This window comes from Saccharothrix sp. 6-C (assembly GCF_016695385.1).
GTDB classification, from domain to species: Bacteria; Actinomycetota; Actinomycetes; order Mycobacteriales; family Pseudonocardiaceae; genus Actinosynnema; species Actinosynnema texasense.
Genome location: NZ_CP064192.1, coordinates 5,001,282 through 5,022,865, shown reverse-complemented (window position 1 = coordinate 5,022,865; position 21,584 = coordinate 5,001,282). Strand labels below are relative to the sequence as shown.

Below are 21,584 nucleotides of genomic sequence, written 5' to 3'. Positions count from 1 at the left end.
GCCTTTCGGCCACGGCGGTGATCATCCGGACAACCTCCGGACAACGCGTCCTGTTGTCCGGATCAGGCCGCCCGATGTCGGACACGGGCCTGGTGCCCCGGTTGGCGCGGGCCCGTTCGGGGTACCGGGACGGCATGGAACCGAAAGTGCTGAAGAAGTCACTCGCGGTGCTGGTCAGCGGCGCGGCGTTGTTCCTCTCCCTCGGCGCCGGGTGCGAGGGCGGGGGCGACGGGGACGGCGACGAGGACCGGCCGGGCGTCGAGCAGCAGGACCAGCAGGACGGCGACCAGGGCGACGAGCAGGACGGCGAGCAGGACGGCGACAACTGACCTCGGGCGGCGCGTCGGCGACGACGTGCCGCACCGGTCGCGCCCGGCGTGGTCTTGACATCCCGATGGTGGTCTAGTCCAATTCTCCCACCTGGAGGCCGCCACCGCTGGGAGGAGACGCATGTCGCGCAGGGTCCTGTTCGCCAGGGTGGCGGTGGTGGCGGCGTTGGTGGTGGGAGCGGCGGCGGTCGGCCTCGCGCCCGCGTACGCCGCGTCGGTCACCGCGACGTTCACCAAGACGTCGAGCTGGGAGACCGGCTACACCGCGCAGTTCTCGATCAGGAACGGGACCAGCGCGGCCGTCTCCGGGTGGAAGGTCGAGTTCGATTTGCCCGCCGGCACGACCGTCGGCGCCTACTGGGACGCGTTGCAGACCAACTCGGCCGGGCACTACGCGTTCACCCACCGCGAGTACAACGGCTCCATCGCGCCCGGCGCGGCGGTGACGTTCGGCTTCAACGCCTCGGGCACCGCGAGCCCCGCCAACTGCAAGATCAACGGCGCGTCGTGCGCGGGTTCGCCGACCACCACGACGACCACCACCACAACCACCACGACGACGACCACGACCACCGGGCCCACGACAACCACCACCACACCGCCGGTGACCGGTCTGCCCAAGCGGGTCCTCGTCGGCTACCTGCACGCGAGCTTCGCCAACGGCTCCGGCTACGTCCGGATGAAGGACGTCTCCGACGACTGGGACATCATCAACCTGTCCTTCGCCGAACCCACCTCCGCCACCTCCGGCGACCTCCGCTTCGCCCAGTGCCCCGTGGCCGAGTGCCCGAACGTGGAGTCCGAGGCCGAGTTCATCGCGGGCATCCGGGACAAGCAGGCCAAGGGCAAGAAGGTGCTGATCTCCATCGGCGGCGCGAACGGCCAGGTGCAGCTGTCCACCACGGCCGCGCGCGACGCGTTCGTCCGGTCCGCCTCGGCGATCATCGACAAGTACGGCCTGGACGGCCTCGACGTCGACTTCGAGGGCCACTCGCTGTCCCTCGACGCCAACGACACCGACTTCCGCGCGCCCACCACCCCGGTGATCGTGAACCTGATCCAGGCGCTGAAGACCCTGAAGGGCCGCTACGGCGCGAAGTTCGTGCTCACCATGGCCCCGGAGACGTTCTTCGTCCAGGTCGGCTACCAGCACTACGGCGGCAGCGGCGGCGCCGACCCGCGCGCGGGCGCGTACCTGCCGGTGATCCACGCCCTGCGCGACGACCTCACCCTGCTGCACGTCCAGCACTACAACTCCGGCCCGATCATGGGCCTGGACAACCAGTACCACTTCATGGGCGGCCATGACTTCCACGTCGCCATGGCGGACATGGTGCTGGCCGGGTTCCCGGTGCGCGGCGACGCGACGAAGGTGTTCCCGGGCCTGCGGCCGGACCAGGTCGCCATCGGCCTGCCCGCCGGCATCAACGCGGGCAACGGCTTCACGTCCGTCACCGAGGTGCACAAGGCGCTGGACTGCCTGATGAAGGGCGCGAACTGCGGCGCCTACCAGCCCAAGGCCGTCTACCCGAACCTGCGGGGCCTGATGACGTGGTCGATCAACTGGGACCGCTTCGGCGGCTTCGAGTTCTCCCGCTCGCACCGCGCCTACCTGCCCCGGTGACGCCCCGGCCGATCCCGCCGGGGCGTCACCCCGGCGGGACCGGCCGGCTCACCACCGCGGGAACAGGGGCTGCGGCTGGGGCAGTTCGCCCGACAGCGTCACGCACTGCTCGGAGACGCGCGCGGCCAGGGTCGGCACGAACGGCGTCAGCTCCCGGGCCAGGACGCGGCACGCGGCCAGCAGCGCGCTGACGGCCGAGTCCAACCGCCGGCCCGCCCCGGTGTCGCCGCCGCGCTCGGCGCGGGCCAGGTCCCACGGCCGCACCTGTTCGACGTACCGGTTGGCCTCCTCCACGATCCGCCACACCGCCGCCGTCGCCCGCCGGAAGTCGAAGTCGTCGACGGCGGCGCGCACGAGGTCCGGCGCCTCGCGGCACGCCTTCGCCACCGGCTCGGCGTCCGCGTCCGGCACGGCGCCGACGGGCGGCCGGCCGTCGCGGTAGCGGTGGACCATGACGGTGACGCGGTTGACCAGGTTGCCCAGGCCGTTGGCCAGGTCCTCGTTCGCGCGGGCGACCAGGCGCGCCTCGGTGAAGTCGGCGTCGCCGACGCGCGGCACGTCGCGCAGCAGCCACCACCGCACCGCGTCCGGGCCGTACCGGTCCGCCAGCGCCACCGGGTCGACCGCCGCGCCCGCCGATTTGCTGATCTTGCGGCCGTCGGTGGTCAGGTAGTCGTGCACCAGGATGTCGGTCGGCAGCGGCTCACCCGCCGACAGCAGCATGGCCAGCCAGTACACGGCGTGGAACCGGACCACGCCCTTGCCGATCACGTGCACGCGCCGGTCGCCCCGCACCCACCACCGGCGGTAGTTCGAGCCCTCCCCGCCGTAGCCCAGACTGGTGATGTAGTTGCCCAGCGCGTCCCACCACACGTAGACGACCTGGTCCGGGTCGCCCGGCACGGGGATGCCCCAGCCGTGCGCGCGCTCGCGCGAGCGGGACACCGAGAAGTCGCGCAGGCCGGCGGCGATGAACGCCAGCACCTCGTTGCGGCGCGCGGCGGGCTCGATCCGGACCGTGCCGTCGAGGATCAGGTCGCGGAGCCGGTCGGCGTGGCGGGAGAGCCGGAAGAACCAGTTCTCCTCGGCCACCCGCTGCGGCTCGACCTCGTGCTCCGGGCACCTGCCGTCCACCAGGTCGGCCGGCGCGTAGAACTGCTCGCAGCCGACGCAGTACAGGCCTTCGTAGTGATGTCGGTAGAGGTCGTGCGCGCACGCCCGCCACAGCCGTTCCACGCCGGTCCGGTGCCGCGCGTCGCGGCTGGTGCGGATGAAGTCGGTGAACGACAGCGCCAACGGGTCGCGCAACGCCGCGAACGCGGCCGAGTTGCGGTCGACCAGGTCGCCGGTCGACACGCCTTCCGCCCGCGCCGCCAGCACGTTCTTCAGCGAGTTGTCGTCGGTGCCGGTCAGGAACCGCACCCGGTCGCCGCGCAGGCGGTGGTGCCGGGCCAGCACGTCGGCCTGCACGAGCTCCAGCGCGAAACCCAGGTGCGGGCGCGAGTTGACGTACGGGATGGCGGTCGTCACGTAGAAGCGGGGCATCGGAACCTCCTGGTGCGGGGTTCCCAGCCGGCTGAGACCCCTGGGACGGGGGCCTCGGACTCGTCATCCGTGCAGCGTCGGCCGCCCCGCGTGGCGGGGCATCAGGACGGGGCACGACGAGGACATGGCGGCGACGCTAGCAGCGCCACCGCCCGTCCCGCGCCTGGTTTACGCCCCGTCGGCGACCGACCCGGTCAGCAACCGATGCGGTCGGCGCCCAGCGCGATGTCGTCCAGCCAGAGGTCGTGGCTGCCCTCGTTGGGCTGGTAGAGCTGCCAGCCCAGCTTGACCGTGTCGAACCGCGGGAACAGGAAGTCGACCTGGTTGCCGCCGTGCTCCCGGGTGGAGACGGTCAGGTCCGGGTTGGGCTTGCCGTCGAACCACAGCGTGATCCGGTTGTCCGAGGCGTCCATCCGCCACTCGACGCACTGCCACGCGCCGGCCTTCGAGGGCGCCGACTCGCGCCAGTTCGTCCAGTCGCCGGTCGGGCCGCCGTCCGCGCCGACACCCCACAACGCCTTGTCCAGCGTGGGCACGTACTGGCCGCCGAGCGGGCGCACGACCTCCGGGCCGTCACCCGTGGCCTCGACCAACGTGTAGTGGGCCCAGTCCGGCGCGTCCGGGAACGCCTCGACGCGCACCCGGACCCGGCCGTAGAAGCTGTTGCCCGGCGCGGCGAAGTCGTCCACCTTGAGGAAGGCCCGGCCGTTGCCCTCGGTCCGCACGTGCAGCACCTTCTGGCCGCGCCGGTCGCGTTCGACCTCCAGCGAGCCGTTGCGGGTGTCGACGCCCCACTTGAGGCTGGTGCCGGCGCCGGTGGGCACCTGCTGGAAGTCCTCGCAGAACAGCAGACCCGCGCGGGCGCAGGTCTTCAGCCGGTGATCGGCCTGATCGGGACCGGCGGCGTCCGCGACCGGCAGGGCGACGACCGACAGCAGGACGGCGAGGACCGCCGAGGACAACCGTTTCCGCACGGGTAGCTCCTTCTGCGCTGAGTGGGCAGCAGGAAGCTATCGGCTCTGGGAACGCTCCCACACCTCTGACCGGCGCAACACCCCTGGTCCGTTCGCGGGTCCCTACTCGAAGCGGGACGGATCGCCCGCGCCGTGCCGGACGACCTCCGGCTCACCCTGGGAGAAGTCGACGACGGTGGTCGGCATGGTGCCGCAGTCACCCGCGTCCAGCACGGCGTCGACCACGTGGTCCAGCCGTTCCTTGATGTCCCAGCCGTGGACCAGCGGTTCCTCCTGGTCGGGCAGCAGGAGGGTGCTGGACAGCAGCGGCTCGCCGAGCTGCGCCAGCAGGGCCTGCGCGACCGGGTGGTCGGGGATGCGGGCGCCCACCGTCTTCTTCTTCGCGTGCATCAGCCGGCGCGGCACCTCGGTGGTCGCCGGGAGGATGAACGTGTAGCTGCCCGGCGTCGCCGCCTTGATCGCCCGGAAGACCGCGTTGTCCACGTGCACGAACTGCCCGAGCTGGGCGAAGTCGCGGCACATGAGCGTGAAGTGGTGCCGGTCGTCCAGGTGCCGGATCTGCCGGATCCGGTCCAGCCCGGCCTTGTTGCCGAGCCGGCAGCCGAGCGCGTAGCAGGAGTCGGTGGGATAGGCGATCAGGCCGTCGGACTTGATCAGCTCCACCGCCTGGTCGATGGACCTGCGCTGCGGGTTCACCGGGTGCACGTCGAAGTACCTGGCCATGCGGGGAGCCTAGTGTCCCGTTCACCCGCCCGCGTGTCCTACCTTCCGAACGCGCGTGTCCTACCTCCAGAACACCCGTGTCCTGCGTTCGGAACACCCGAGTTGATGGGTGTTCGGGCCGACTGGCCGGCCCGGCGGCTGCGGGAGGCGATCGCGGACGGGCGGCTGCCGGTCGGGAGGAGGCTGCCCGCTGCTGCGCGCCGGCGGCGTCACGGAGGTCGCCGTGGAAGACCCCGGTTCGCTCGGTGCGCGTCAGCACCGGTGTGGTCCTCGGTGGCGCGAGTTGTCGAGTGGACCGGGGCCGGCGGTCTCGCCATCGAGGACGATTACGACGCGGAACACCGTTATGGCAGGCCGCCCGTTTCCGCATTCCGCGCCATGCTCCCCGATCGTGTTTGTCGCACCGGAAGTGTGTCCAAAGTGCTCGCCCCGGCATTGCGCGTCGGCTGGTTGCCCGTGCCCGACGCGTATCGAAACGGTGTGATCGAAGCAAAGTGGTGCGCCGACCTCGGCAATGCCGTGCCGCCGCAACACGTGCCGGCCGTCATGGTGGCGTCCGGGAACCGGAACGGCATTCGCGGTTCGCCATGGTCGCGTCCATCGCCCGGCACCTGCCCGGTGAGGGTCGTGCACGGCGCGCCGCCGGGCCGCACCTGCTGATCACCTTTGATGACAGCGTTTCCGACATCGATCTCGCCGCGGGCGTCGCCGTCGTCGCGGACGTCCACCGGAAATCATGATTGTCGCTCTTGTTTCTGCGACTACTCAGAATTCATCGCCGACCGCGGCGGTCACACTATCGCGTGGATGATGCGCACGGTCGGATTTAGTTGATCATCCTAAGTGGACAGGCCTCGTCGGCGCGGTCACGATGGGTTCACACCCGGGAAGTCGGACGCGGAGATCCTGCGGCACTCCCGGGGCAGTTCACGTTCTTCGTTCGAAAGCAGAACACCACTCATGACCGCACAGGCACCCACGAAAACCCATGATCGAGAGCACGACCACCGCCCACTGCCCGTCCACCTCGTCGGCTCTCTGCCGCGACCGCTGTGCGACGACCCCGCCACCGCCATGGGCTGGTTCCTCCGGCACCGGGGCGGCGCCGCGCTGACCGCCCTGCCGTCCGACCGCGACCCGCGCTGGATCATCGACTGGCTCACCCACCACATGTCCGCCGTGCCGGCCCTCGAACAGGTGCGCGGCGGTGAGAGCCGCGGCTACGACGACATGCCGTACTACCGCGTGCGCCCCGGCCAGCGGCTGTGCGCGGAGGAGATCGGCCTGTCCCGCGTCGAGCAGGCCGACGCGGCGTTCGCGGCGCTGGACCGCCTGCACCTCGCCGGGACCTGCGAACAGCTCCGGGTCCAGGTGGGCATCCCCAACGCCCTCGACCTGGCGGTGTTCGCGTTCGGCTCGGTCGACGCCGCCCGGGAGTGGCTGCCGACCATGCAGGTCGCGGTCGTGCACGAGGTGACCGAACTGGTCGCCCGGTGGGGTGACCGGCTGCAGCTCCAGCTGGAGACGCCCGCCGTGCTGGTCGCCTACCACCTCACGCCGCCCGCCACGTGGCCGGCGCTGACCGCCGAGCTCTCCGGGCAGGTGGCCGGCGTCCTGGCGGCCGCGCCGCGCACCCGGTGGGTGCTGCACCTGTGCTACGGCGACCTGGAGCACGTGCCGGTGTTCACGCCGAGCGACCTGCGGCCGGCCGTGCTGTTCCTCAACGCGCTGGCCGACGCGCTGGCGGAGCGGGGCGCACCCATGCCGACGGTGCACCTGCCCGTGGCCAGTGGCGGCAACCCGCCGCCGACCGACTCCGCCTTCTACGACGAGCTGAAGCGCCTGCGACGTGGCGTGGAGGTCATCGCGGGAGTCGTGGCCGAGGACCACCCGGAGGAGACCCGCGAGGCGCTGCGGCTCACGGTGGAAGCGCTCGGCATGCCGGTGGCCGGCATCGCGGCCGCGTGCGGCTACGGGCGACGGACCGAGGACGCCGCCGCGGCGAACCTCGGTCTGGCCGCCCGGCTCGCCCGGGAGTGGAACGTGCGCTGACGGCGCGGGCGGTGGGGACGTCCGGCATCCCCACCGCCCGGCCCGCGCGCCGGTGGTCCCCGTCGGCCGCGGCCGGCCGGCACGTACGGTGAAGGCTGGTTGCGCCGTTGGAATCACCGAGGAGTACCCGACATGGCCGAACGGTCCCGTGGCAGGAGCGGTCGCGTGGTGCGCACCGAGTGGGTCGCGCCGCAGATGATCCGCGTGGTGCTCGGCGGGGAGGGGCTCGCGGACTTCGCCGTCGGCCCGTACACCGACAGCTACGTCAAGCTCGCGTTCCCGCTGGACGACGTGCTCTACCCCGAGCCGTTCGACCTCGGCGCGATCCGCGCCACCATGCCCCGCGACCAGTGGCCGCGCACCCGCACGTACACCGTGCGCGAGTGGGACGCGCGGGCCGGCGAGCTGTGGATCGACTTCGTCACGCACGGTGACTCGGGTGTGGCCGGTCCGTGGGCGGCGAAGGCCCAGCCGGGTGACGTGCTGCACTTCGCCGGTCCCGGCGGCGGGTACGCGCCCGACCCGGACGTCGCCTGGCACCTGATGGCCGGGGACGAGAGCGCGTGGCCCGCCATCGCGGCGGCGCTGGAGGCGTTGCCGGCCGGCGCCCGCGCGGAGGTGTTCGTCGAGGTCGACGGCCCCGACGACGAGCAGGTCGTGCGGTCGGCGGGTCGGGTGGACCTGCGGTGGCTGCACCGCGGCGGCGGCCCGCGTGGACGGCTGGTCGTGGACGCGGTGCGGGCGCTGGCGTTCCCCGAGGGCGTGGTCCAGGTCTTCGTGCACGGCGAGGCGACCATGGTCAAGGACCTGCGCGGGCACCTGAAGGCGGAGCGGGGCGTGCCGCGCGAGCAGATGTCGATCTCCGGCTACTGGCGGCTCGGCGCGGACGAGGACGGCTGGCAGTCGTCCAAGGGCGAGTGGAACCGGCGGGTCGAGCAGGAGCAGGGTTAGCGGTCCGCGCCGCGGGCCCCGCCCGGCTTCCCGCTGGGCTCCTGGCAGGAGGTCCGCAAGCTCATTCCCCGCCCTCTCGGAGCTTCTCGATGCGCGACGTGACGTACTCCCACTTCGCCCAGAACGTCGCGAGCCGCGCGCGTCCCGCGTCGTCGAGCGCGTAGAACTTGCGGGGCGGACCGAGCCCGGACGGTCGTTTCGCCACCCGGACGAGCCCGTTCTTCTCCAGCCGCAGCAGGATGGTGTAGACCGTCCCCTCGACGACGTCGGCGAAGCCGAGTTCGTTCAGCCGGCGCGTGATGGCGTACCCGTAGGTCTCCTCGCTGCCGATGATCTCCAGCACGCAGCCCTCCGCACCACTGCGAAGTATGACGGAGTACCGGGCATCCGGGTGGGCACGCCGCGAAGGGGCCCGGTCAGCCGAGCGCGCGGTCCAGGCCGAGGCGCACCGGCGGCGGCAGCGGGTCGCGGGCCCGGAACGCCTGGAGGAAGTAGGCGACCAGGCGGCGCGAGGCGGCCACCGCCTCGTCCACCGAGTCGGTGACGAGGCCGTTGTTGGCCATCAGCACGAGCGTCAGGTCGTCGAGGGCGAAGTCCGGCCGGAGCACGCCGACGCCCTTGGCGCGTTCCACCACGCCGGCGAACGCCTCCTCGGCCCGCGCGCGCATCTCGTCCACCGGCACGGCGTCCGGGAAGGCGGTCAGGAACGCGGCGCTGAACCCCCGGTCCCGGGCCTGCATCTCGCACAGCTTCTCCACCACCCGGCAGAAGCCGCGCCACGGGTCGGCGTCCTGCGCCGCCCGGTGCACCTCGCCCGTGCACGCTTCGAGCTGCTCCGCGAACACCTCCCTGACCAGCGCCTCCTTGGTGGGGAAGCGGCGGTAGAGGGTGGCCACGCCCACCCCGGCTCGGCGGGCGATCCCGGTCATCGACACGTCCAGGCCTTCGGCGGCGAACGCCTCCCGCGCCGAGGCGATGATGCGGTCGCGGTTCTGCCGCGCGTCCACGCGCAACCGAGTCGTCTCACGGGGCACGCCTCTCACTTTAGCTCAAGCGGAAGGCACCCTCCGGTTAGCGTGTTAGCGTCGAAGTGGAAGGTGTCTTCCGCTTACGCGAGGGGTGAGGGATGCGCGCAGCGCTGTTCGACCGGTACGGGCCGCCGGAGGTCTTGTACGAGGGCACGGTGCCCGACCCGGAGGTCCCGCCGGGGCACGTGCTGGTGCGGGTGCACGCGGCCAGCGTCAACGGGGGCGAGCGGATCGACCGGACGGGCCGGATGAGGGTCCTGTTCGGCTCGAAGTTCCCCAAGCGGGTGGGCATCGACTTCGCGGGCGAGGTCGTGTCCGGGCCGGGGTTCGCGCCCGGCGCGCACGTGTGGGGCGGCTTGCCGCGCGGCCGGTTCGGCAGCGCCGCCGAGTACGTCGCCGTGCACCCGCGCCAACTCGCGCCCAGTCCCGCCGGCCTCGACCTGGTGCGGGCCGCCGCGTTGCCGGGTGTCGGCACGACCGCCATCACCGCCCTGCGCGACAAGGCCGGGCTCGCCCGCGGCGAACGGCTCCTGGTGCGCGGCGCGAGCGGGGGCGTGGGCAGCGTCGCCGTGCAGGTGGGCAAGGCCCGCGGTGCGCACGTCACCGCCCTGGCGGGCGAGCGGGCACTCGACTTCGTCCGCGAGCTGGGCGCCGACGAGGCGGTCGACTACCGCACCGATCCCGCCGACCTGGGCCGCTTCGACGTCGTCCTCGACACGTACGGCAGCTCACCGCGCACGTACCGCCGCCTGCTCGGACCCGGTGGCCGCATGGTCGCCATCGCGTTCCGCTCCGCGGGCGACGTCGGCTACCTCCTCGCCTCCGCGGTGTTCGGCGCGCGGCGCGTCCGGTTCTTCAGCGGTAACCCCAAGTCCGAGCTGTTCGCCGACCTCACCGCGCTGGTCGAGAGCGGCGCGGTCCGGCCGGTGGTCGACACCGTCCACCCGCTCGCCGAGACCGCCGCGGCCCACCGCGCGCTCGAAGCCGGTGGCGTGCGCGGGAAGCACGTGATCCGGGTCGTGTGATCAGACGAACGGGCTGACCGCGTTCTCCGCCCCCACCAGGGCCGCGCCGTAGAGCTCGAGGTTCACCTGGGGGAGGAGCATGCCGTGGCGCGCGGCCACGTTCGCGTCACGCCACATCCGCTGCAACGGGCTGGAGTCGGCGAAGCCGCGCGAACCGTGCGCGTACAGCAGCGTTTCCAGCGCGCGGGTCACGTGGCGCACGGCCACGGAGGCGTCGGCGCGGCACCGGGCGCGGAGCAGCTCGGACGGGTACTCGGCGTCCGCGGCGTGCCGGTCCAGCAGGTCGGCGGCGCGGTAGGCGTGCAGCTCGGCGCTGTCCACCGCCGAGGCGGCCTCGGCCACCAGGAGCTGGAACGCGGTGGAGTCGCGCTGCCGGTCGAAACCGGTGTAGGCGATGCCCTTGTCCGGCGCCGCGTCGATGACGTGCGCCAAGGCCGCACGGCCCAGCCCGAGCAGCGGGCCGCTGATCATCGTCACCAGTGAGGGCACGAACGCGGCGCGGTAGGTGGTGGCGGCGTCGGGCGTGACGTTGGCGCCCGCCACCATCCGCTCCAGCCACAGCACGCGGTGGTCGGGCACGAACGCGTCCCGCACCACGAACCGGTTGCTGCCGGTCGACCTCATCCCGGCCACGTGCCACTCGTCCACGACCTCGAAGTCCGCGCGGGGCACCAGCAGCCACGCCAGGCCGCCGTCCAGCACGGCCGCCGCGAGGCCCCACGACGCGTGCCCGATGCCGGAGGCGTAGGTCCACTCGCCGCTGAGCCGGTAACCGCCCTCCACGCGCCCGACCGGGCCGCTCGGCATCAGCGTGCCGCTGACCAGGGCCTCGGGCTCGGCGCCCCACACGTCCTGCTGCGCCTGCTCGGGGAACTGCGCGGTGATCCAGTTGCCGCCGTTCCACAACGCCGTGCACCAGCCCGCGCCACCGTCGATCGCGGCCACCGCCGACGACACGTCCAGGTGCGTGCGGATCGACGCCTCCCCGCCGCCGTGCCGCGAGGGCCGCGTGACGCGGAACGTGCCCGCGTCGCGCATCGCCGCCACGGTCTCGTCGGCGACCCGGCGTTCCGCGTCGGCTCGCGCGGCGGCGGCGGTCAACCGCGGCGCGAGGTCCGCGATGGCGGTCAGGACGTCGGCACTCATCACGGAAACCCCCTGCGACGGCGGCGGCGAGTGGCCCATCGTCGCATCGCGGGTCGGTGGACCGGCACGCCCATTCGCGTGGCCTCGTCCGCCGAACAGGGGAGGAGTGGCGTGATGGACGAGGTGCGGCGGATGCTCGCACCGGTGCTGGAGGGCGGCACCGGGCCGCGGCACTCGCCGGAAGAGGTGGCGGAGTCGGCGCGCGTGCTCTTCGCCGTGACCGGTCGGTCCACAGTGGAATCGGCCGTCAGGGGACCCGCTGGTCGGCGAGGTTCCGGAGACCCGCCGCGTGCAACCGGCGGGTGCCGCGGCTGTCGATGCTGGTCCGGACGAGCGATCCGGGTGGCCCGCCGCCGGCGACGGTCGCGACGATCACCAGCGGCAGCAGCGCGGTCCGGACCGTCATCGCCCACGGCGCCTTCAGCCCGATCCGGCCGCCGTCGGCCACCCGCACGAGTCGCGTGCCGGTGAGCAGGGCGCCGAGCGCCCGGCCGTTGCCGTAGCCGAGGCCGTACAGCGGGGGCACCAGGACGAGCAGCGCGATGGCGGCCAGGACCAGTCGGCCGTCGTCGATCTTCCCGGCGGTGCTCAGCCCGCTGAGCACGACGAAGCCGACGCCGACCGCGAGCAGGCACACCGCGAAGTCGACGAGCCACGACAGCAGCCGGCGCAGCTCGCCCGCTCCGACGTGCAGGACGCCGTCGGGGAACGAGTCGACGCGCGCGGCTGCCTTCGGGCCGAGGACGTGGGCCGCCTCGGCCCTGACGAGTTCCAGCCTGGTCGGCGGCCGGTCGGCGCCCGGAGCGGTCATGGGGTCCCCCAGTCGGTGCGTGGCCGGCGACATTCTGCCTGACCTCGACTCGGCCCCCGGTGCGAACGCGTGCGCCCGCGCCGGCTCGCGTTGCGGACGGCCCGAGTCCGGGCCACGTCTAAGGTCCAGGTGTGCCGATCGAACTCAGCCCCACCGCGCGGGCCTTGCGCGCCGTGGAGATCCTCCAGGCGCGACCCGGCGTGACGGCCGGCGAGCTCGCCGCCGGGCTGGGCGTGACGGAACGGGCCGTGCGGCGGTACGTCGGCATCCTGCGCGAGGCGGGCATCCCCGTCGAGTCGACCCGGGGCCCCTACGGCGGGTACCGGCTCGGGCGCGGCACGCGGCTGCCGCCGGTCGTGTTCACCGAGCCCGAGGCGCTCGTCCTGGTCATGGCGGTGCTCGACCACCCGGCCGACGACCTCGTGGACACGGCCCTGGGCAAGGTGGTCCGGGCGCTGCCCGAGCACGTCGGCAGGCAGGCGGCGGCGCTGCGCGAGCACGCGTCCGCCGCGCCCGACCGCAGCGCGGTCCGCCCGGACCCGGGTACGACCAGCGCGCTCGTCGCCGCGATCGCCGCCCGGCGGCGCGTGGTGGTGACCTACCGCCCCGACTCCGGCGGCGAGTGGGAGACCGAGGCGGACCCGTGGGCGGTCGTCGTGCGGCACGGGCGCTGGTACCTGCTGTGCCACTCCCACCGCGCGGACGCGGTCCGCACCTACCGGATCGACCGGGTCCGCGCGGTCCGGCAGACCGAGCACGGGTTCGAACCGCCCGCGGACCTCGACCCGGTCGCGGTGGTGGAGGAGAACCTGGGCGCCGGTTGGGAGTTCCCGACCCGCGTCGTGTTCCACGCGCCGGCGGAGAAGGTGGCGCCGTGGGTCCGGCCCCCGATGGGCCGCCTCGAACCGCTGGGCGACGGGTGCGTGCTCGTCGGCAGCACGGGCAACCCGGCCATGTACGCGCAGGAGTGGCTGGCGACCGTGCCGTTCAACTTCCGCGTCGAGGGCGGGCCGGAGCTGCGGGCCGCGGTCGCGGCGCTCGCCGCGCGCTTCGCCGCCGCCGTGGACTGACCGCGATCACCGCCGCCAGGGCGCACAGCACCGCGGTCCAAGCCAGGGTCGCGTCGGTCGAGGTGCGGTCGGCCACGAGCCCGGCCAGCCACGGCCCGGCGGTCTGGCCGGCCGCGAACAGCGTGGTGAACGCGGCCAGCGTCGCGGTCAGGTCGGCGGCCGGCACGGCGTCCCGGATGAGCGCGGTGACGGCGGCCGGCACGCCCATGAACGTCGCGCCGTAGACGATCGCGGAGCCGAGGATCACCAGCGGCGCGGGCGCCACCAGGGCCAGCGCCGCCCCACCTCCCAGCACGCCCAGCAACGTGGCCAGCGCGCGGGCGCCCGGCCAGGCGGCGATCGGCCGGCTCCACAGCACCGGCGCCGCCACCACGGCCAGCCCGAGCGCCGCCCACGTCAGCACCACCTGCCAGGTCGGGGCCCGGCGCTCGACCAGGTAGGCCGACAGGAACGTGATGTAGGTGATGTAGCCGAGCGCGAACAGCGCGTACGCCGACGCGACCCGCCACAGCGGGCGCACCCGCGCCCGACCGGCCGTCGCGGCGGGCGCCTCGCCGTCCGCGCGGGCCGCGGTCCAGGAGACCAGCGCGGCCAGGCCGGCGGCGACGCCCAGGACCACCCAGGCGGCCCGCCAACCGTCGCCCAGCAACGGGATCGCCACGCCGCCGAACGCGATACCCAGCCCCGCGCCCGCGAAGTACACGGTGATCGGCGTGCCGGACCCGACCCGGGTGGCGATGCGCGAGGCGATCACACCGCCGGCGATGAACACCACCGCCCCCGCCGCGCCGGCCGCCGCGCGCACCACCAGCAGCACGGCGAAGTCGTCGCTGATCGCGGTGGCCGCCAACGCGACGGCCGTGCCCGCCATGCCGCGGCGGAACGCGGCCGTGACGCCCGAACGGCGGACGACGGCCGCGGTCACCAGCGCGCCGAGCAGGTAGCCGAGGCCGTTGGCGGCGCTCATCGCGCCGGCTTCGGCCAACGTCCAGCGCAGGTCGTCGCGCATCGCGGGCAGGAGCAGCCCGTAGGCGAACCGGGCGAGCCCGAGCGCGGACGCCGTGCCGAGCGCGAGCCGAACGGCTTGCCACATCCGTGCCCCCGGAGATCGAACCGATCGGTACCATCGGCACGCTAGCAGGCGATCGAACTGATCGGTACCATCTGGGTCATGCCGGTGGCCAAGGGCTCCACGATCGATCCGGGACGCACCCGGGCCGCGATCCTCGACGCGGCCACCCCCGTGCTCTACGAGCGCGGCCTCGACGGCATCGGCGTCGCCGAGCTGTGCACGCGCCTCGGGGTGTCCAAGGAGACGCTCTACCGGCACTTCGGCACCAAGGACGGCCTGGTGCGGGCCGTGCTCGAAGCCCGCAGCGAGCGGGTGACGCGGTCGCTGGCCGCCGCCGTCGCCGCCGCCGGACCCGATCCCGCCGACCAGCTCACCGCCGTGTTCGACACCTTCCAGCAGACCTACGACGAACCCCGGTTCCGCGGCTGCGCCATGCTCAACGCCGCCGCGCAGCACCACGTCGAGCCGGTGCGTGCCATCACCGCACGCCACCTGGACCGGTACCTCGACACGCTCGTCGGCATCGCCGAACGCGCCGGGGCCGCCGATCCGGGGCTCCTCGGGCGGCAGCTCCTCATGCTGGTCGAAGGCGCCACCGTGGTCGCCACGCACCACGGCCCGACCGGGGCGGGCGACCACGCCCTGCGCGCCGCGCTCGTCCTGCTCGCCGCCGCGTCCTGACCGCACCGAACCCGTTCGGCGGAGTGGCGCGGCGGCCGGCAGCGGCACCATGGGCACCGGGGGAGTGCTCATGCGATTCGGTCGGAGAACCTTCATCCAGGCAACCGGACTCGTCGCGCTCGGCGGGTGGGACAGCGACTGGGCCCGGCTGCGCCGCGTGCTCACCGGCAGGCTGGTCCTGCCCGGTGACGACGTCTACGACACCGTGCGCAGGCCGTACAACACCGTGTACGCGCACCGCAGGCCCGCGGCCGTCGCGCTGTGCGCCGACGAGTCCGACGTCGCGCGGTGCCTCGACTTCGCCGCCAGGGAACGGATCCCGGTCGCCGCGCGCAGCGGCGGGCACAGCTACGCCGGCTACTCGGTGCCCGAGAACGGTCTCGTCATCGACCTGTCCGCGTTGCGCGCCGTCCGCGTCGACCACCGCGGGCGGGCCGAGGTCGGCGCGGGCACGCGGATGATCGACCTGTACGACGAGCTGGCGCGGACCGGTCGGCTGCTGCCCGCCGGGTCGTGCCCCACGGTCGGCATCGGCGGCCTCACGTTGGGCGGTGGGATCAGCGTCGTCGGGCGCGAGTACGGCCTGACGATCGACCACCTGCGCGCCGCGCGGATCGTCACGCCGGGCGACCGGCCGCGCCGGACCGACGAGCACGCCGAACCCGACCTGTTCTGGGCGCTGCGCGGCGGCGGTGGCGGCAACTTCGGCGTCGTCACGTCGTTCACCTTCGACACCGAGCCCGCGCCGGACGTGACGGTGTTCCTGCTGGACTTCCCGGCGGACGCGGCGACCGACGTGCTGGGCGCGTGGCAGGAGTGGGCGCTCGGCACCCCGGACGGCCTGTGGTCCGCGTGCAACGTCGCCGCGGGCGCCCCACCGGTCGCGGGCGTGGCCGGCACCTGGATCGGGTCCGCGCGGGAACTGGGCCGGCACCTCGACCGGTTCGCCGCGAAGGTCGCGCCGACCGGCCGCACGGTCCGCCCGATGGACTACGGCGCCGCCATGCGGTTCTTCGCCGGCTGCCTGCCCGAGTGCCGGCCGGACGACGGCTCGCCGTTCGTGGCCTCCTCCAGGATGCTGCACCGGCCGGTCGACCCGGCGCGGGTCGTCGCCCTGCTGGACGGCCGCCGGACGGGACGGGCCCAGTTCGACACGTTCGGCGGCGCGATCGCGCGCGTGCGGCCGGACGCCACCGCGTTCCCGCACCGCGACGCCATCGCCAGCGCGCAGGCGTACGTCGACGTGGTCGGCGTCGACGAGGCCGAAGCCCGCCGGATCACGGCGGAGCTGCGCGACGGCATCGGCCACGGCACCGGCTACGTCAACTACATCGACCCCGACATGCCGGACTGGCCGACCGCCTACTACGGGCGGAATCTCCCACGCCTGCGCCGGGTCGCGCGCCGCTACGACCCGGACCGCGTCCTCGCGTTCCCGCAAGGGCTCGTCTGACCTCGCTCGTCGCGTCGCGGCCCGATCACCGTGCCGTCGGGCGGTCCGCCGCCGGGCGGGCCGGCGGGTGCGGGCCGCTCGTCCGATTCGGCCGGGTGCGCGATTCGAGATAGGCGGCAGAGGGTGTTCGGGGCTACCCTGGGAGCGCTCCCAGGAGAGATTCCCCGCCGTCGTGGACCCTTCGGAAGGAGTTCCATGCGAAGCACTGTCCGCGCGTTCGTGCTGGCCGGGCTGATGGCCGCGTCCGCGGTCGTCGCCGCAGCCGGGCCGGCCCAAGCCGACACCACGATCTGCGAGCAGTACGGATCGACCACCATCCAGGGCCGCTACGTGGTCCAGAACAACCGCTGGGGCACGTCGGCTACCCAGTGCATCAACGTCACCTCGACCGGTTTCCGGATCACCCAGCAGCAGGGCTCGGCGCCGACCAACGGCGCGCCGCTGTCGTACCCGTCGGTGTTCCTCGGCTGCCACTACTCCAACTGCTCGCCGGGCAGCAACCTGCCCATGCAGGTCAGCCGGATCCGCAGCGCGTCGTCCTCGATCAACTACAGCTACGTGGGCGGCACCTACAACGCCTCCTACGACATCTGGCTCGACCCGACGCCGAAGACCAACGGGGTCAACCAGATGGAGATCATGATCTGGTTCAACCGCCAGGGCTCGATCCAGCCGATCGGCAGCGCGGTCGGCAACGCCACCGTCGGCGGTCGCACCTGGCAGGTCTGGCGCGGCAGCAACGGCGCCAACAACGTGATCTCCTACGTCGCGCCGTCGCCGATCACGTCGTGGTCGTTCAACGTGCTCGACTTCGTCAACGACGTCCGCAACCGCGGCGCGATCACCACGTCCTGGTACCTGACCAGCATCCAGGCGGGCTTCGAGCCGTGGAACGGCGGCACCGGCCTGGCGGTCAACAACTTCTCCGCCTCGGTCAGCGGCTGATCCACCGAACCGGCCGGTCCGGGTGTCCGCCCGGACCGGCCTCTCGGCGCGCTCAAGGCCCGAACGCGACCTGCGCCGCCGGGACCAGGCGCACCGTCCCGCCGGGGTGGACGGCCGTGCTGAGGAGCCGGTTGTGCCGGTCGACGACCTGCTCGGCGGTCAGGCCCGCCTCGGGGTCGCCGTCGGCGGCCGGCGAGTGGCCGTCGCTCACCAGCACGACGTCCAGGCCGTGGTTCAACGCCGACCGCGCCGTCGCGTCCACGCAGTAGTCGGTGGCCAGGCCGGTGAGCACCACCGTGTCCACGTCCCGCTCGGCGAGCAGCGCCGCGAGGTCGGTGCGGTAGAACGCGTCGGTCGCCGTCTTGTCGACCACCACGTCGGTCGGCTCCAGCCGGAGACGCGCGCTGATCCGCGCGCCGGGCGAGTCGGGGTCGAACTCCGTGCCGCCGGGCCCGACCTGGCGCAGCGCGACCACCGGCACACCGGCGCGGCGGGCCTCCCGCGCCAACGAGGCGACGCGGTCGGCCAGCTCCTCGCCGCGCCAGACGAGCGGCACCAGCACCTCCTGCACGTCGACGATCAGCAGCGCCGCCCTCATACCGGGGCGGCCTGTCCGCGGCGCGAGCCGTCGCCGGTCAGTTGCTCCACGTGTAGCCGTTCGTCCCGACCTGGGCGCCGCTGTCGGCGGACGCGGTCGCGGACGAGCCGAGGACGATCGTGCCGATCGCGATCGCGAGGACCGGCAGCAGTCGCAGAACCCTTGCCATGTCGCGTTCCTTCCCGGTTCGACGGACTTCGCCTGACGAGCGCAGGCGCGGCCAGTGTCGCAGAGAAGGGGCGGCGCGAGGCTCGAACGACGACGGTCGCCCGACCCGTCACCCCGTTGCCGCAACGCCGCGGACACCCCGATCGGCGGCCCGCGGTTTGCGACGACCCCGTTGTAACCCCCATAATCGGTTACATGGCACTGAGCTGGAAGCTGGTCATCGACACCAGGAACGCACCCGCCCTCGCGGACTTCTGGGCCGCGGCCCTGGGTTACGAGGTGGAGGATCCGAGCGCGCTCATCGAGCAGCTGCTGGCGGCCGGTCACCTCGGCGCGGAAGCGGTCGTGGAGCACAACGGCCGCAAGAACTTCCGCGGTTACGCCGCCGTCCGCCACCCCGACGACCCGTTCGACGCGACCAGCGGCGTGGGCCGCGGCCGGCGACTGCTGTTCCAGGACGTGCCCGAGGCCAAGTCCGGCAAGAACCGCCTGCACGTCGACGTCCACGGCGAACCCGGCGGCCTGGCCGACCTGGTGGCCCGGTTGGAAGGGCTCGGCGCGACCCGCGTCGGCGAGTTCGACAAAGGACCGGCCGGGCACTGGTGGGTCATGCGGGACCCGGAAGGTAACGAATTCTGCGCGTCGTAGGGACGAAACGGACACGGAGGAGTGACGGGTGCGTCGATCGGGTAACTGAGGATCACTTGACTCGAAGGAGTGATCGTGACCGTCTCCGGAATCGTCAGCGCCCTCATCGTGGGTCTGATCATCGGCGCCCTCGGTCGGCTCGTGCTGCCCGGCAAGCAGAGCATCCCGATCTGGCTGACCATCGTGGTCGGTGTCGTCGCGGCCTTCATCGGCACCTTCCTCGCCAACGCGCTCGGCGTCGGCGACACCCGCGGCATCGACTGGATCGAAGTGATCATCCAGGTCGCGCTCGCCGCCGTGGGCGTCAGCCTGGTCGCGGGCTTCTACACCCGCAAACGAGTCTCCTGACCCGCACGCCCGACTTCGCCGAAGCCTGACCTCCCGCTCACCGGCCGGGGGTTAGGCTTCGGCCATGTCGAGGTGGCGCGGCCGGACCGCGGACACCGCCGTGGCGGTCGCCGCCGGCCTGGTCTCGCTGCTCGGGCTGGTGGTGCAGGCGCGCGGCATCGGCGCCCCGGCCGAGTGGGCGGCCCTGGCCGTCGTGCTGCTCTCCGCCGGCGCGCTGGTGTTCCGGCGCCGCCACCCCGTCCCGGTCGGCGTGGTGGCGTTGGCCGCGGTGAGCGCCTACGGCGCGTTGCTGCACCAGCCCGGCCCGATCATGGTCGTGTTCGTCGTGGCGCTCTACACCGTCGTCGACGAAGGCCACGTCGCCGTCGCCGTCGGACTGGGCGTCGCCTCGGTCCTCGCCTTCGCCTTCGCGGACGGCTTCAACCGGACCGGCAACGGCGCGACGTTCCTGCACGCCGGTTGGCTCGTCGCGGTCATCGTCGGCGTGACCCGCAACCGCCGGGCCTACCTCGCGGAAGCGGAAGCCCGGAGCCTCGCCGCGGAGCAGCGGCTGGAGGAGGAGACCCGGCGCCGGGCCACCGAGGAACGGCTGCGCATCGCCCGCGAGCTGCACGACGCGCTCGGCCACCACCTGTCGCTGATCAACGTGCAGGCCAGTGCCGCGCTGCACCGCCCGGACCCGGCCCGGACCGAGCAGGCGCTGACCGCGATCAAGCAGACCAGCAAGGACACCCTGCGCGAGCTGCGCGCCACGCTCAACGCCCTGCGCCAGGACGGCGAAGCGCCACCCGACCTGGACCGCCTCGGCGACCTCGTCGCGACGGCGGGCCGGTCGGGGCTGGAGATCCGCGTCGAGCTCGCCGAGACCCGGCCGCTGCCGCCCGAGGTCGGCCGGGCCGCGTACCGGATCGTCCAGGAGGCGCTCACCAACGTGACCCGGCACGCGGGGGCGACCGCCGCCGTGGTCCGCGTCCGACCCGACCACGACGACGTGCTCGTGGAAGTGGAGGACGACGGCGCCGGCGCGCCGGGCGTCCCCGGCAACGGGATCCTCGGGATGCGGGAACGGGCGCAGGCGCTGGGCGGTTCGCTGAGCACCGGCCCCCGCCCGGACGGCGGTTTCCGGGTCCACGCCCGCCTGCCGCTGCGCGCGGACCCGGTGCCGGCGTGATCCGCCTGCTGCTCGCCGACGACCAGACCCTCGTCCGCGCCGGTTTCCGGTCCATCCTGGACGGTGAGGACGGCATCGAGGTGGTCGGCGAGGCCGCCGACGGCGCGGAGGCGGTGCGGCTCACCCGGCACCTGCGACCCGACGTCGTGCTCATGGACGTCCAGATGCCCGGCTTGGACGGGTTGGCCGCCACGCGGGAGATCACCGCCGGCTCGGCCGTCCGCGTGATCATCCTGACCACGTTCGACCTGGACGACTACGTCTACGGCGCGCTGCGGGCCGGTGCGAGCGGCTTCCTGGTCAAGGACACCGAGCCGGCGGAGCTGATCCACGGCGTGCGGGTCGTGGCGCGCGGCGACGCGCTCATCGCGCCGTCGATCACCCGCCGGCTGATCGCCGAGTTCGCCAACCGCGCCACGCACCCTGACCCCGGCCCGCGGCTGACCGCGCTCACCGACCGCGAGCGCGAGGTGATGGCGCTGGTGGCCGCCGGCCTGTCCAACGACGAGATCGCGGCGCGGCTGGTGCTGAGCCCGGCCACGGCGAAGACCCACGTCAGTCGCATCATGACCAAGACGCGGGTCCGCGACCGGGCCCAGTTGGTGATCCTGGCCTACGAGTCCGGTCTCACCGTTCCGGGCTGGCTGACCGATCAGGCGGTGGCGCGACGGGACCGGGCCAGCGCCACCCCGCCCAGCGCCACGGCGGCCACCCCGACCACCAAGGCCACGTAGGCGCCACCGCGGCCGTTGCCCGTGCCGATGCCGCTGTCGGCCGTGACCGCGACGAGCCCGCCCAGGGCCAGGCCGACGACCCCGCCGGCCAGGGACACCGCGGCTCCGAGGCGTCCGGTGCCGGTGCCGAAGCGGCCGGCGGGTCGGGTCAGGGCCAAGACCCCGACCACCAGGCCGACCAGGCCCAGCACCCCGCCGAGACCGGCGCCGATCCGGCCGGGGCTCATCGTGTAGGCGCTGACGGCGGCAAGCGCAGTGGCCATGTGCATCAGGGATTCCTTCGCTCGGGCGACAAGTGCGAGCAGCGTAGGAACCGGGACGGGCGCGAGTCGTCGGGCCGGAGTTGTCGATCGGCCTACCACCGGGGTCGTACGCCTGCCGCACGCCGTACCACCGCAGTGGTGGTGGGCCCCGTCACGGACACCTCGGTCGTGCTCGTGGTCCTGCCCGCCGGTCGGCCCGACGAACTGGAGAAACCGTTGACGCCG

The 21,584-nt window shown here is 73.3% G+C and carries 25 protein-coding genes; 14 read left to right on the top strand and 11 right to left on the bottom strand.

Features of this window, described 5'->3' with window-relative positions; genetic code table 11:
- The first annotated feature begins 134 nt into the window (after nt 1-134).
- On the top strand, nt 135-329 hold the full coding sequence (locus tag IOD16_RS20965) for a hypothetical protein (RefSeq protein WP_201435795.1): 195 nt from the start codon (nt 135-137) through the stop codon (nt 327-329).
- Between the two features lie 121 nt (nt 330-450).
- Nucleotides 451-1,953, top strand: coding sequence for a chitinase (locus IOD16_RS20960; RefSeq protein WP_201435794.1), 1,503 nt, complete (start codon nt 451-453; stop codon nt 1,951-1,953).
- A 48-nt stretch (nt 1,954-2,001) separates the two neighbouring features.
- Here the strand turns inward: IOD16_RS20960 and IOD16_RS20955 are convergent, their stop codons facing one another.
- The 3 genes from IOD16_RS20955 to IOD16_RS20945 all read right to left on the bottom strand — a co-directional run bounded on the left by IOD16_RS20955 (nt 2,002) and on the right by IOD16_RS20945 (nt 5,195).
- Entirely contained in the window at nt 2,002-3,498 is a 1,497-nt protein-coding gene (locus tag IOD16_RS20955) for a methionine--tRNA ligase (protein WP_201435793.1), read from the bottom strand.
- Nucleotides 3,499-3,692: 194 nt separating this feature from the next.
- Nucleotides 3,693-4,472 carry a hypothetical protein gene (locus tag IOD16_RS20950; protein WP_123747375.1) on the bottom strand — a complete coding sequence of 260 codons (780 nt, stop codon included), beginning with the start codon at nt 4,470-4,472 and terminating at the stop codon, nt 3,693-3,695.
- Between the two features lie 102 nt (nt 4,473-4,574).
- Nucleotides 4,575-5,195, bottom strand: coding sequence for an L-threonylcarbamoyladenylate synthase (locus tag IOD16_RS20945; RefSeq protein WP_201435792.1), 621 nt, complete (start codon nt 5,193-5,195; stop codon nt 4,575-4,577).
- Between the two features lie 587 nt (nt 5,196-5,782).
- On the opposite strand from IOD16_RS20945, the gene IOD16_RS20940 reads away from it, so the two are divergent.
- The 3 genes from IOD16_RS20940 to IOD16_RS20930 all read left to right on the top strand — a co-directional run bounded on the left by IOD16_RS20940 (nt 5,783) and on the right by IOD16_RS20930 (nt 8,198).
- Nucleotides 5,783-5,935: a hypothetical protein gene (locus IOD16_RS20940; protein ID WP_201435791.1), complete on the top strand. Its 153-nt coding sequence runs from the start codon at nt 5,783-5,785 to the stop codon at nt 5,933-5,935.
- Between the two features lie 334 nt (nt 5,936-6,269).
- Entirely contained in the window at nt 6,270-7,247 is a 978-nt protein-coding gene (locus tag IOD16_RS20935) for a hypothetical protein (RefSeq protein ID WP_201435790.1), read from the top strand.
- Nucleotides 7,248-7,379: 132 nt separating this feature from the next.
- Nucleotides 7,380-8,198 carry a siderophore-interacting protein gene (locus tag IOD16_RS20930; RefSeq protein ID WP_201435789.1) on the top strand — a complete coding sequence of 273 codons (819 nt, stop codon included), beginning with the start codon at nt 7,380-7,382 and terminating at the stop codon, nt 8,196-8,198.
- A 61-nt stretch (nt 8,199-8,259) separates the two neighbouring features.
- On the opposite strand, the gene IOD16_RS20925 is transcribed toward IOD16_RS20930, so the two are convergent.
- Nucleotides 8,260-8,568, bottom strand: a complete 309-nt coding sequence (locus tag IOD16_RS20925) for a PadR family transcriptional regulator (RefSeq protein ID WP_201441482.1) — start codon at nt 8,566-8,568, stop codon at nt 8,260-8,262.
- Nucleotides 8,569-8,614: 46 nt separating this feature from the next.
- On the bottom strand, nt 8,615-9,232 hold the full coding sequence (locus IOD16_RS20920) for a TetR/AcrR family transcriptional regulator (protein WP_236594252.1): 618 nt from the start codon (nt 9,230-9,232) through the stop codon (nt 8,615-8,617).
- A 92-nt stretch (nt 9,233-9,324) separates the two neighbouring features.
- On the opposite strand from IOD16_RS20920, the gene IOD16_RS20915 reads away from it, so the two are divergent.
- Nucleotides 9,325-10,251: an NAD(P)-dependent alcohol dehydrogenase gene (locus IOD16_RS20915; RefSeq protein WP_201435788.1), complete on the top strand. Its 927-nt coding sequence runs from the start codon at nt 9,325-9,327 to the stop codon at nt 10,249-10,251.
- On the opposite strand, the gene IOD16_RS20910 is transcribed toward IOD16_RS20915, so the two are convergent.
- Together IOD16_RS20910 and IOD16_RS20905 are read right to left on the bottom strand one after the other, a co-directional pair.
- Entirely contained in the window at nt 10,252-11,397 is a 1,146-nt protein-coding gene (locus tag IOD16_RS20910) for an acyl-CoA dehydrogenase family protein (protein ID WP_201435787.1), read from the bottom strand. It lies immediately after the preceding gene.
- Nucleotides 11,398-11,644: 247 nt separating this feature from the next.
- A complete protein-coding gene (locus tag IOD16_RS20905; RefSeq protein ID WP_201435786.1) occupies nt 11,645-12,208 on the bottom strand; it encodes an RDD family protein in 564 nt (187 codons plus the stop codon).
- A gap of 131 nt (nt 12,209-12,339) precedes the next feature.
- Between IOD16_RS20905 and IOD16_RS20900 the strand changes: the two genes are divergently transcribed.
- A complete protein-coding gene (locus IOD16_RS20900) occupies nt 12,340-13,278 on the top strand; it encodes a helix-turn-helix transcriptional regulator (protein WP_201435785.1) in 939 nt (312 codons plus the stop codon).
- Here IOD16_RS20900 and IOD16_RS20895 read toward each other — a convergent pair.
- Complete coding sequence (locus IOD16_RS20895) at nt 13,196-14,371, bottom strand: YbfB/YjiJ family MFS transporter (RefSeq protein WP_201435784.1); 1,176 nt, start codon at nt 14,369-14,371, stop codon at nt 13,196-13,198. The genes IOD16_RS20900 and IOD16_RS20895 overlap by 83 nt on opposite strands.
- Before the next feature lie 78 nt (nt 14,372-14,449).
- Here IOD16_RS20895 and IOD16_RS20890 point away from each other — a divergent pair, with 78 nt between their 5' ends.
- From IOD16_RS20890 to IOD16_RS20880, 3 genes are all read left to right on the top strand, one after another.
- Nucleotides 14,450-15,031, top strand: coding sequence for a TetR/AcrR family transcriptional regulator (locus IOD16_RS20890; protein ID WP_123747385.1), 582 nt, complete (start codon nt 14,450-14,452; stop codon nt 15,029-15,031).
- 70 nt (nt 15,032-15,101) lie between these two features.
- On the top strand, nt 15,102-16,484 hold the full coding sequence (locus IOD16_RS20885; protein WP_201435783.1) for an FAD-binding oxidoreductase: 1,383 nt from the start codon (nt 15,102-15,104) through the stop codon (nt 16,482-16,484).
- A gap of 195 nt (nt 16,485-16,679) precedes the next feature.
- Complete coding sequence (locus tag IOD16_RS20880; RefSeq protein WP_201435782.1) at nt 16,680-17,429, top strand: GH12 family glycosyl hydrolase domain-containing protein; 750 nt, start codon at nt 16,680-16,682, stop codon at nt 17,427-17,429.
- A 52-nt stretch (nt 17,430-17,481) separates the two neighbouring features.
- Here IOD16_RS20880 and IOD16_RS20875 read toward each other — a convergent pair whose 3' ends face one another.
- The gene (locus tag IOD16_RS20875) at nt 17,482-18,027 is read right to left on the bottom strand and encodes an isochorismatase family protein (protein ID WP_201435781.1); all 546 of its coding nucleotides are present in this window, start codon (nt 18,025-18,027) and stop codon (nt 17,482-17,484) included.
- 37 nt (nt 18,028-18,064) lie between these two features.
- The gene (locus tag IOD16_RS41050) at nt 18,065-18,196 is read right to left on the bottom strand and encodes a hypothetical protein (protein WP_268957629.1); all 132 of its coding nucleotides are present in this window, start codon (nt 18,194-18,196) and stop codon (nt 18,065-18,067) included.
- A gap of 194 nt (nt 18,197-18,390) precedes the next feature.
- On the opposite strand from IOD16_RS41050, the gene IOD16_RS20870 reads away from it, so the two are divergent.
- The 4 genes from IOD16_RS20870 (at nt 18,391) to IOD16_RS20855 (ending at nt 21,096) form a co-directional block, all read left to right on the top strand.
- Nucleotides 18,391-18,843 carry a VOC family protein gene (locus IOD16_RS20870; RefSeq protein ID WP_123747389.1) on the top strand — a complete coding sequence of 151 codons (453 nt, stop codon included), beginning with the start codon at nt 18,391-18,393 and terminating at the stop codon, nt 18,841-18,843.
- Between the two features lie 75 nt (nt 18,844-18,918).
- A complete protein-coding gene (locus IOD16_RS20865; protein WP_201435780.1) occupies nt 18,919-19,191 on the top strand; it encodes a GlsB/YeaQ/YmgE family stress response membrane protein in 273 nt (90 codons plus the stop codon).
- A 64-nt stretch (nt 19,192-19,255) separates the two neighbouring features.
- Nucleotides 19,256-20,362: a sensor histidine kinase gene (locus IOD16_RS20860; protein ID WP_201435779.1), complete on the top strand. Its 1,107-nt coding sequence runs from the start codon at nt 19,256-19,258 to the stop codon at nt 20,360-20,362.
- On the top strand, nt 20,359-21,096 hold the full coding sequence (locus IOD16_RS20855) for a response regulator transcription factor (RefSeq protein WP_201435778.1): 738 nt from the start codon (nt 20,359-20,361) through the stop codon (nt 21,094-21,096). The genes IOD16_RS20860 and IOD16_RS20855 overlap by 4 nt, the downstream gene beginning before the upstream one ends.
- On the opposite strand, the gene IOD16_RS20850 is transcribed toward IOD16_RS20855, so the two are convergent.
- On the bottom strand, nt 21,015-21,359 hold the full coding sequence (locus IOD16_RS20850) for a DUF6223 family protein (protein ID WP_201435777.1): 345 nt from the start codon (nt 21,357-21,359) through the stop codon (nt 21,015-21,017). The two genes, IOD16_RS20855 and IOD16_RS20850, sit on opposite strands and share 82 nt — an antisense overlap.
- Between the last annotated feature and the right edge of the window lie 225 nt (nt 21,360-21,584).

Bases quoted from the DNA above. Each gene is read 5' to 3' on its own strand.
- IOD16_RS20965 (WP_201435795.1), top strand. From the start codon at position 135: ATGGAACCGAAAGTGCTGAAGAAGTCACTCGCGGTGCTGGTCAGCGGC.
- IOD16_RS20960 (WP_201435794.1), top strand. From the start codon at position 451: ATGTCGCGCAGGGTCCTGTTCGCCAGGGTGGCGGTGGTGGCGGCGTTG.
- IOD16_RS20955 (WP_201435793.1), bottom strand. From the start codon at position 3,498: ATGCCCCGCTTCTACGTGACGACCGCCATCCCGTACGTCAACTCGCGC.
- IOD16_RS20945 (WP_201435792.1), bottom strand. From the start codon at position 5,195: ATGGCCAGGTACTTCGACGTGCACCCGGTGAACCCGCAGCGCAGGTCC.
- IOD16_RS20940 (WP_201435791.1), top strand. From the start codon at position 5,783: ATGGTCGCGTCCATCGCCCGGCACCTGCCCGGTGAGGGTCGTGCACGG.
- IOD16_RS20935 (WP_201435790.1), top strand. From the start codon at position 6,270: ATGGGCTGGTTCCTCCGGCACCGGGGCGGCGCCGCGCTGACCGCCCTG.
- IOD16_RS20930 (WP_201435789.1), top strand. From the start codon at position 7,380: ATGGCCGAACGGTCCCGTGGCAGGAGCGGTCGCGTGGTGCGCACCGAG.
- IOD16_RS20915 (WP_201435788.1), top strand. From the start codon at position 9,325: ATGCGCGCAGCGCTGTTCGACCGGTACGGGCCGCCGGAGGTCTTGTAC.
- IOD16_RS20910 (WP_201435787.1), bottom strand. From the start codon at position 11,397: ATGAGTGCCGACGTCCTGACCGCCATCGCGGACCTCGCGCCGCGGTTG.
- IOD16_RS20905 (WP_201435786.1), bottom strand. From the start codon at position 12,208: ATGACCGCTCCGGGCGCCGACCGGCCGCCGACCAGGCTGGAACTCGTC.
- IOD16_RS20895 (WP_201435784.1), bottom strand. From the start codon at position 14,371: ATGTGGCAAGCCGTTCGGCTCGCGCTCGGCACGGCGTCCGCGCTCGGG.
- IOD16_RS20890 (WP_123747385.1), top strand. From the start codon at position 14,450: ATGCCGGTGGCCAAGGGCTCCACGATCGATCCGGGACGCACCCGGGCC.
- IOD16_RS20885 (WP_201435783.1), top strand. From the start codon at position 15,102: ATGCGATTCGGTCGGAGAACCTTCATCCAGGCAACCGGACTCGTCGCG.
- IOD16_RS20880 (WP_201435782.1), top strand. From the start codon at position 16,680: ATGCGAAGCACTGTCCGCGCGTTCGTGCTGGCCGGGCTGATGGCCGCG.
- IOD16_RS20875 (WP_201435781.1), bottom strand. From the start codon at position 18,027: ATGAGGGCGGCGCTGCTGATCGTCGACGTGCAGGAGGTGCTGGTGCCG.
- IOD16_RS41050 (WP_268957629.1), bottom strand. From the start codon at position 18,196: ATGGCAAGGGTTCTGCGACTGCTGCCGGTCCTCGCGATCGCGATCGGC.
- IOD16_RS20870 (WP_123747389.1), top strand. From the start codon at position 18,391: ATGGCACTGAGCTGGAAGCTGGTCATCGACACCAGGAACGCACCCGCC.
- IOD16_RS20860 (WP_201435779.1), top strand. From the start codon at position 19,256: ATGTCGAGGTGGCGCGGCCGGACCGCGGACACCGCCGTGGCGGTCGCC.
- IOD16_RS20850 (WP_201435777.1), bottom strand. From the start codon at position 21,359: ATGGCCACTGCGCTTGCCGCCGTCAGCGCCTACACGATGAGCCCCGGC.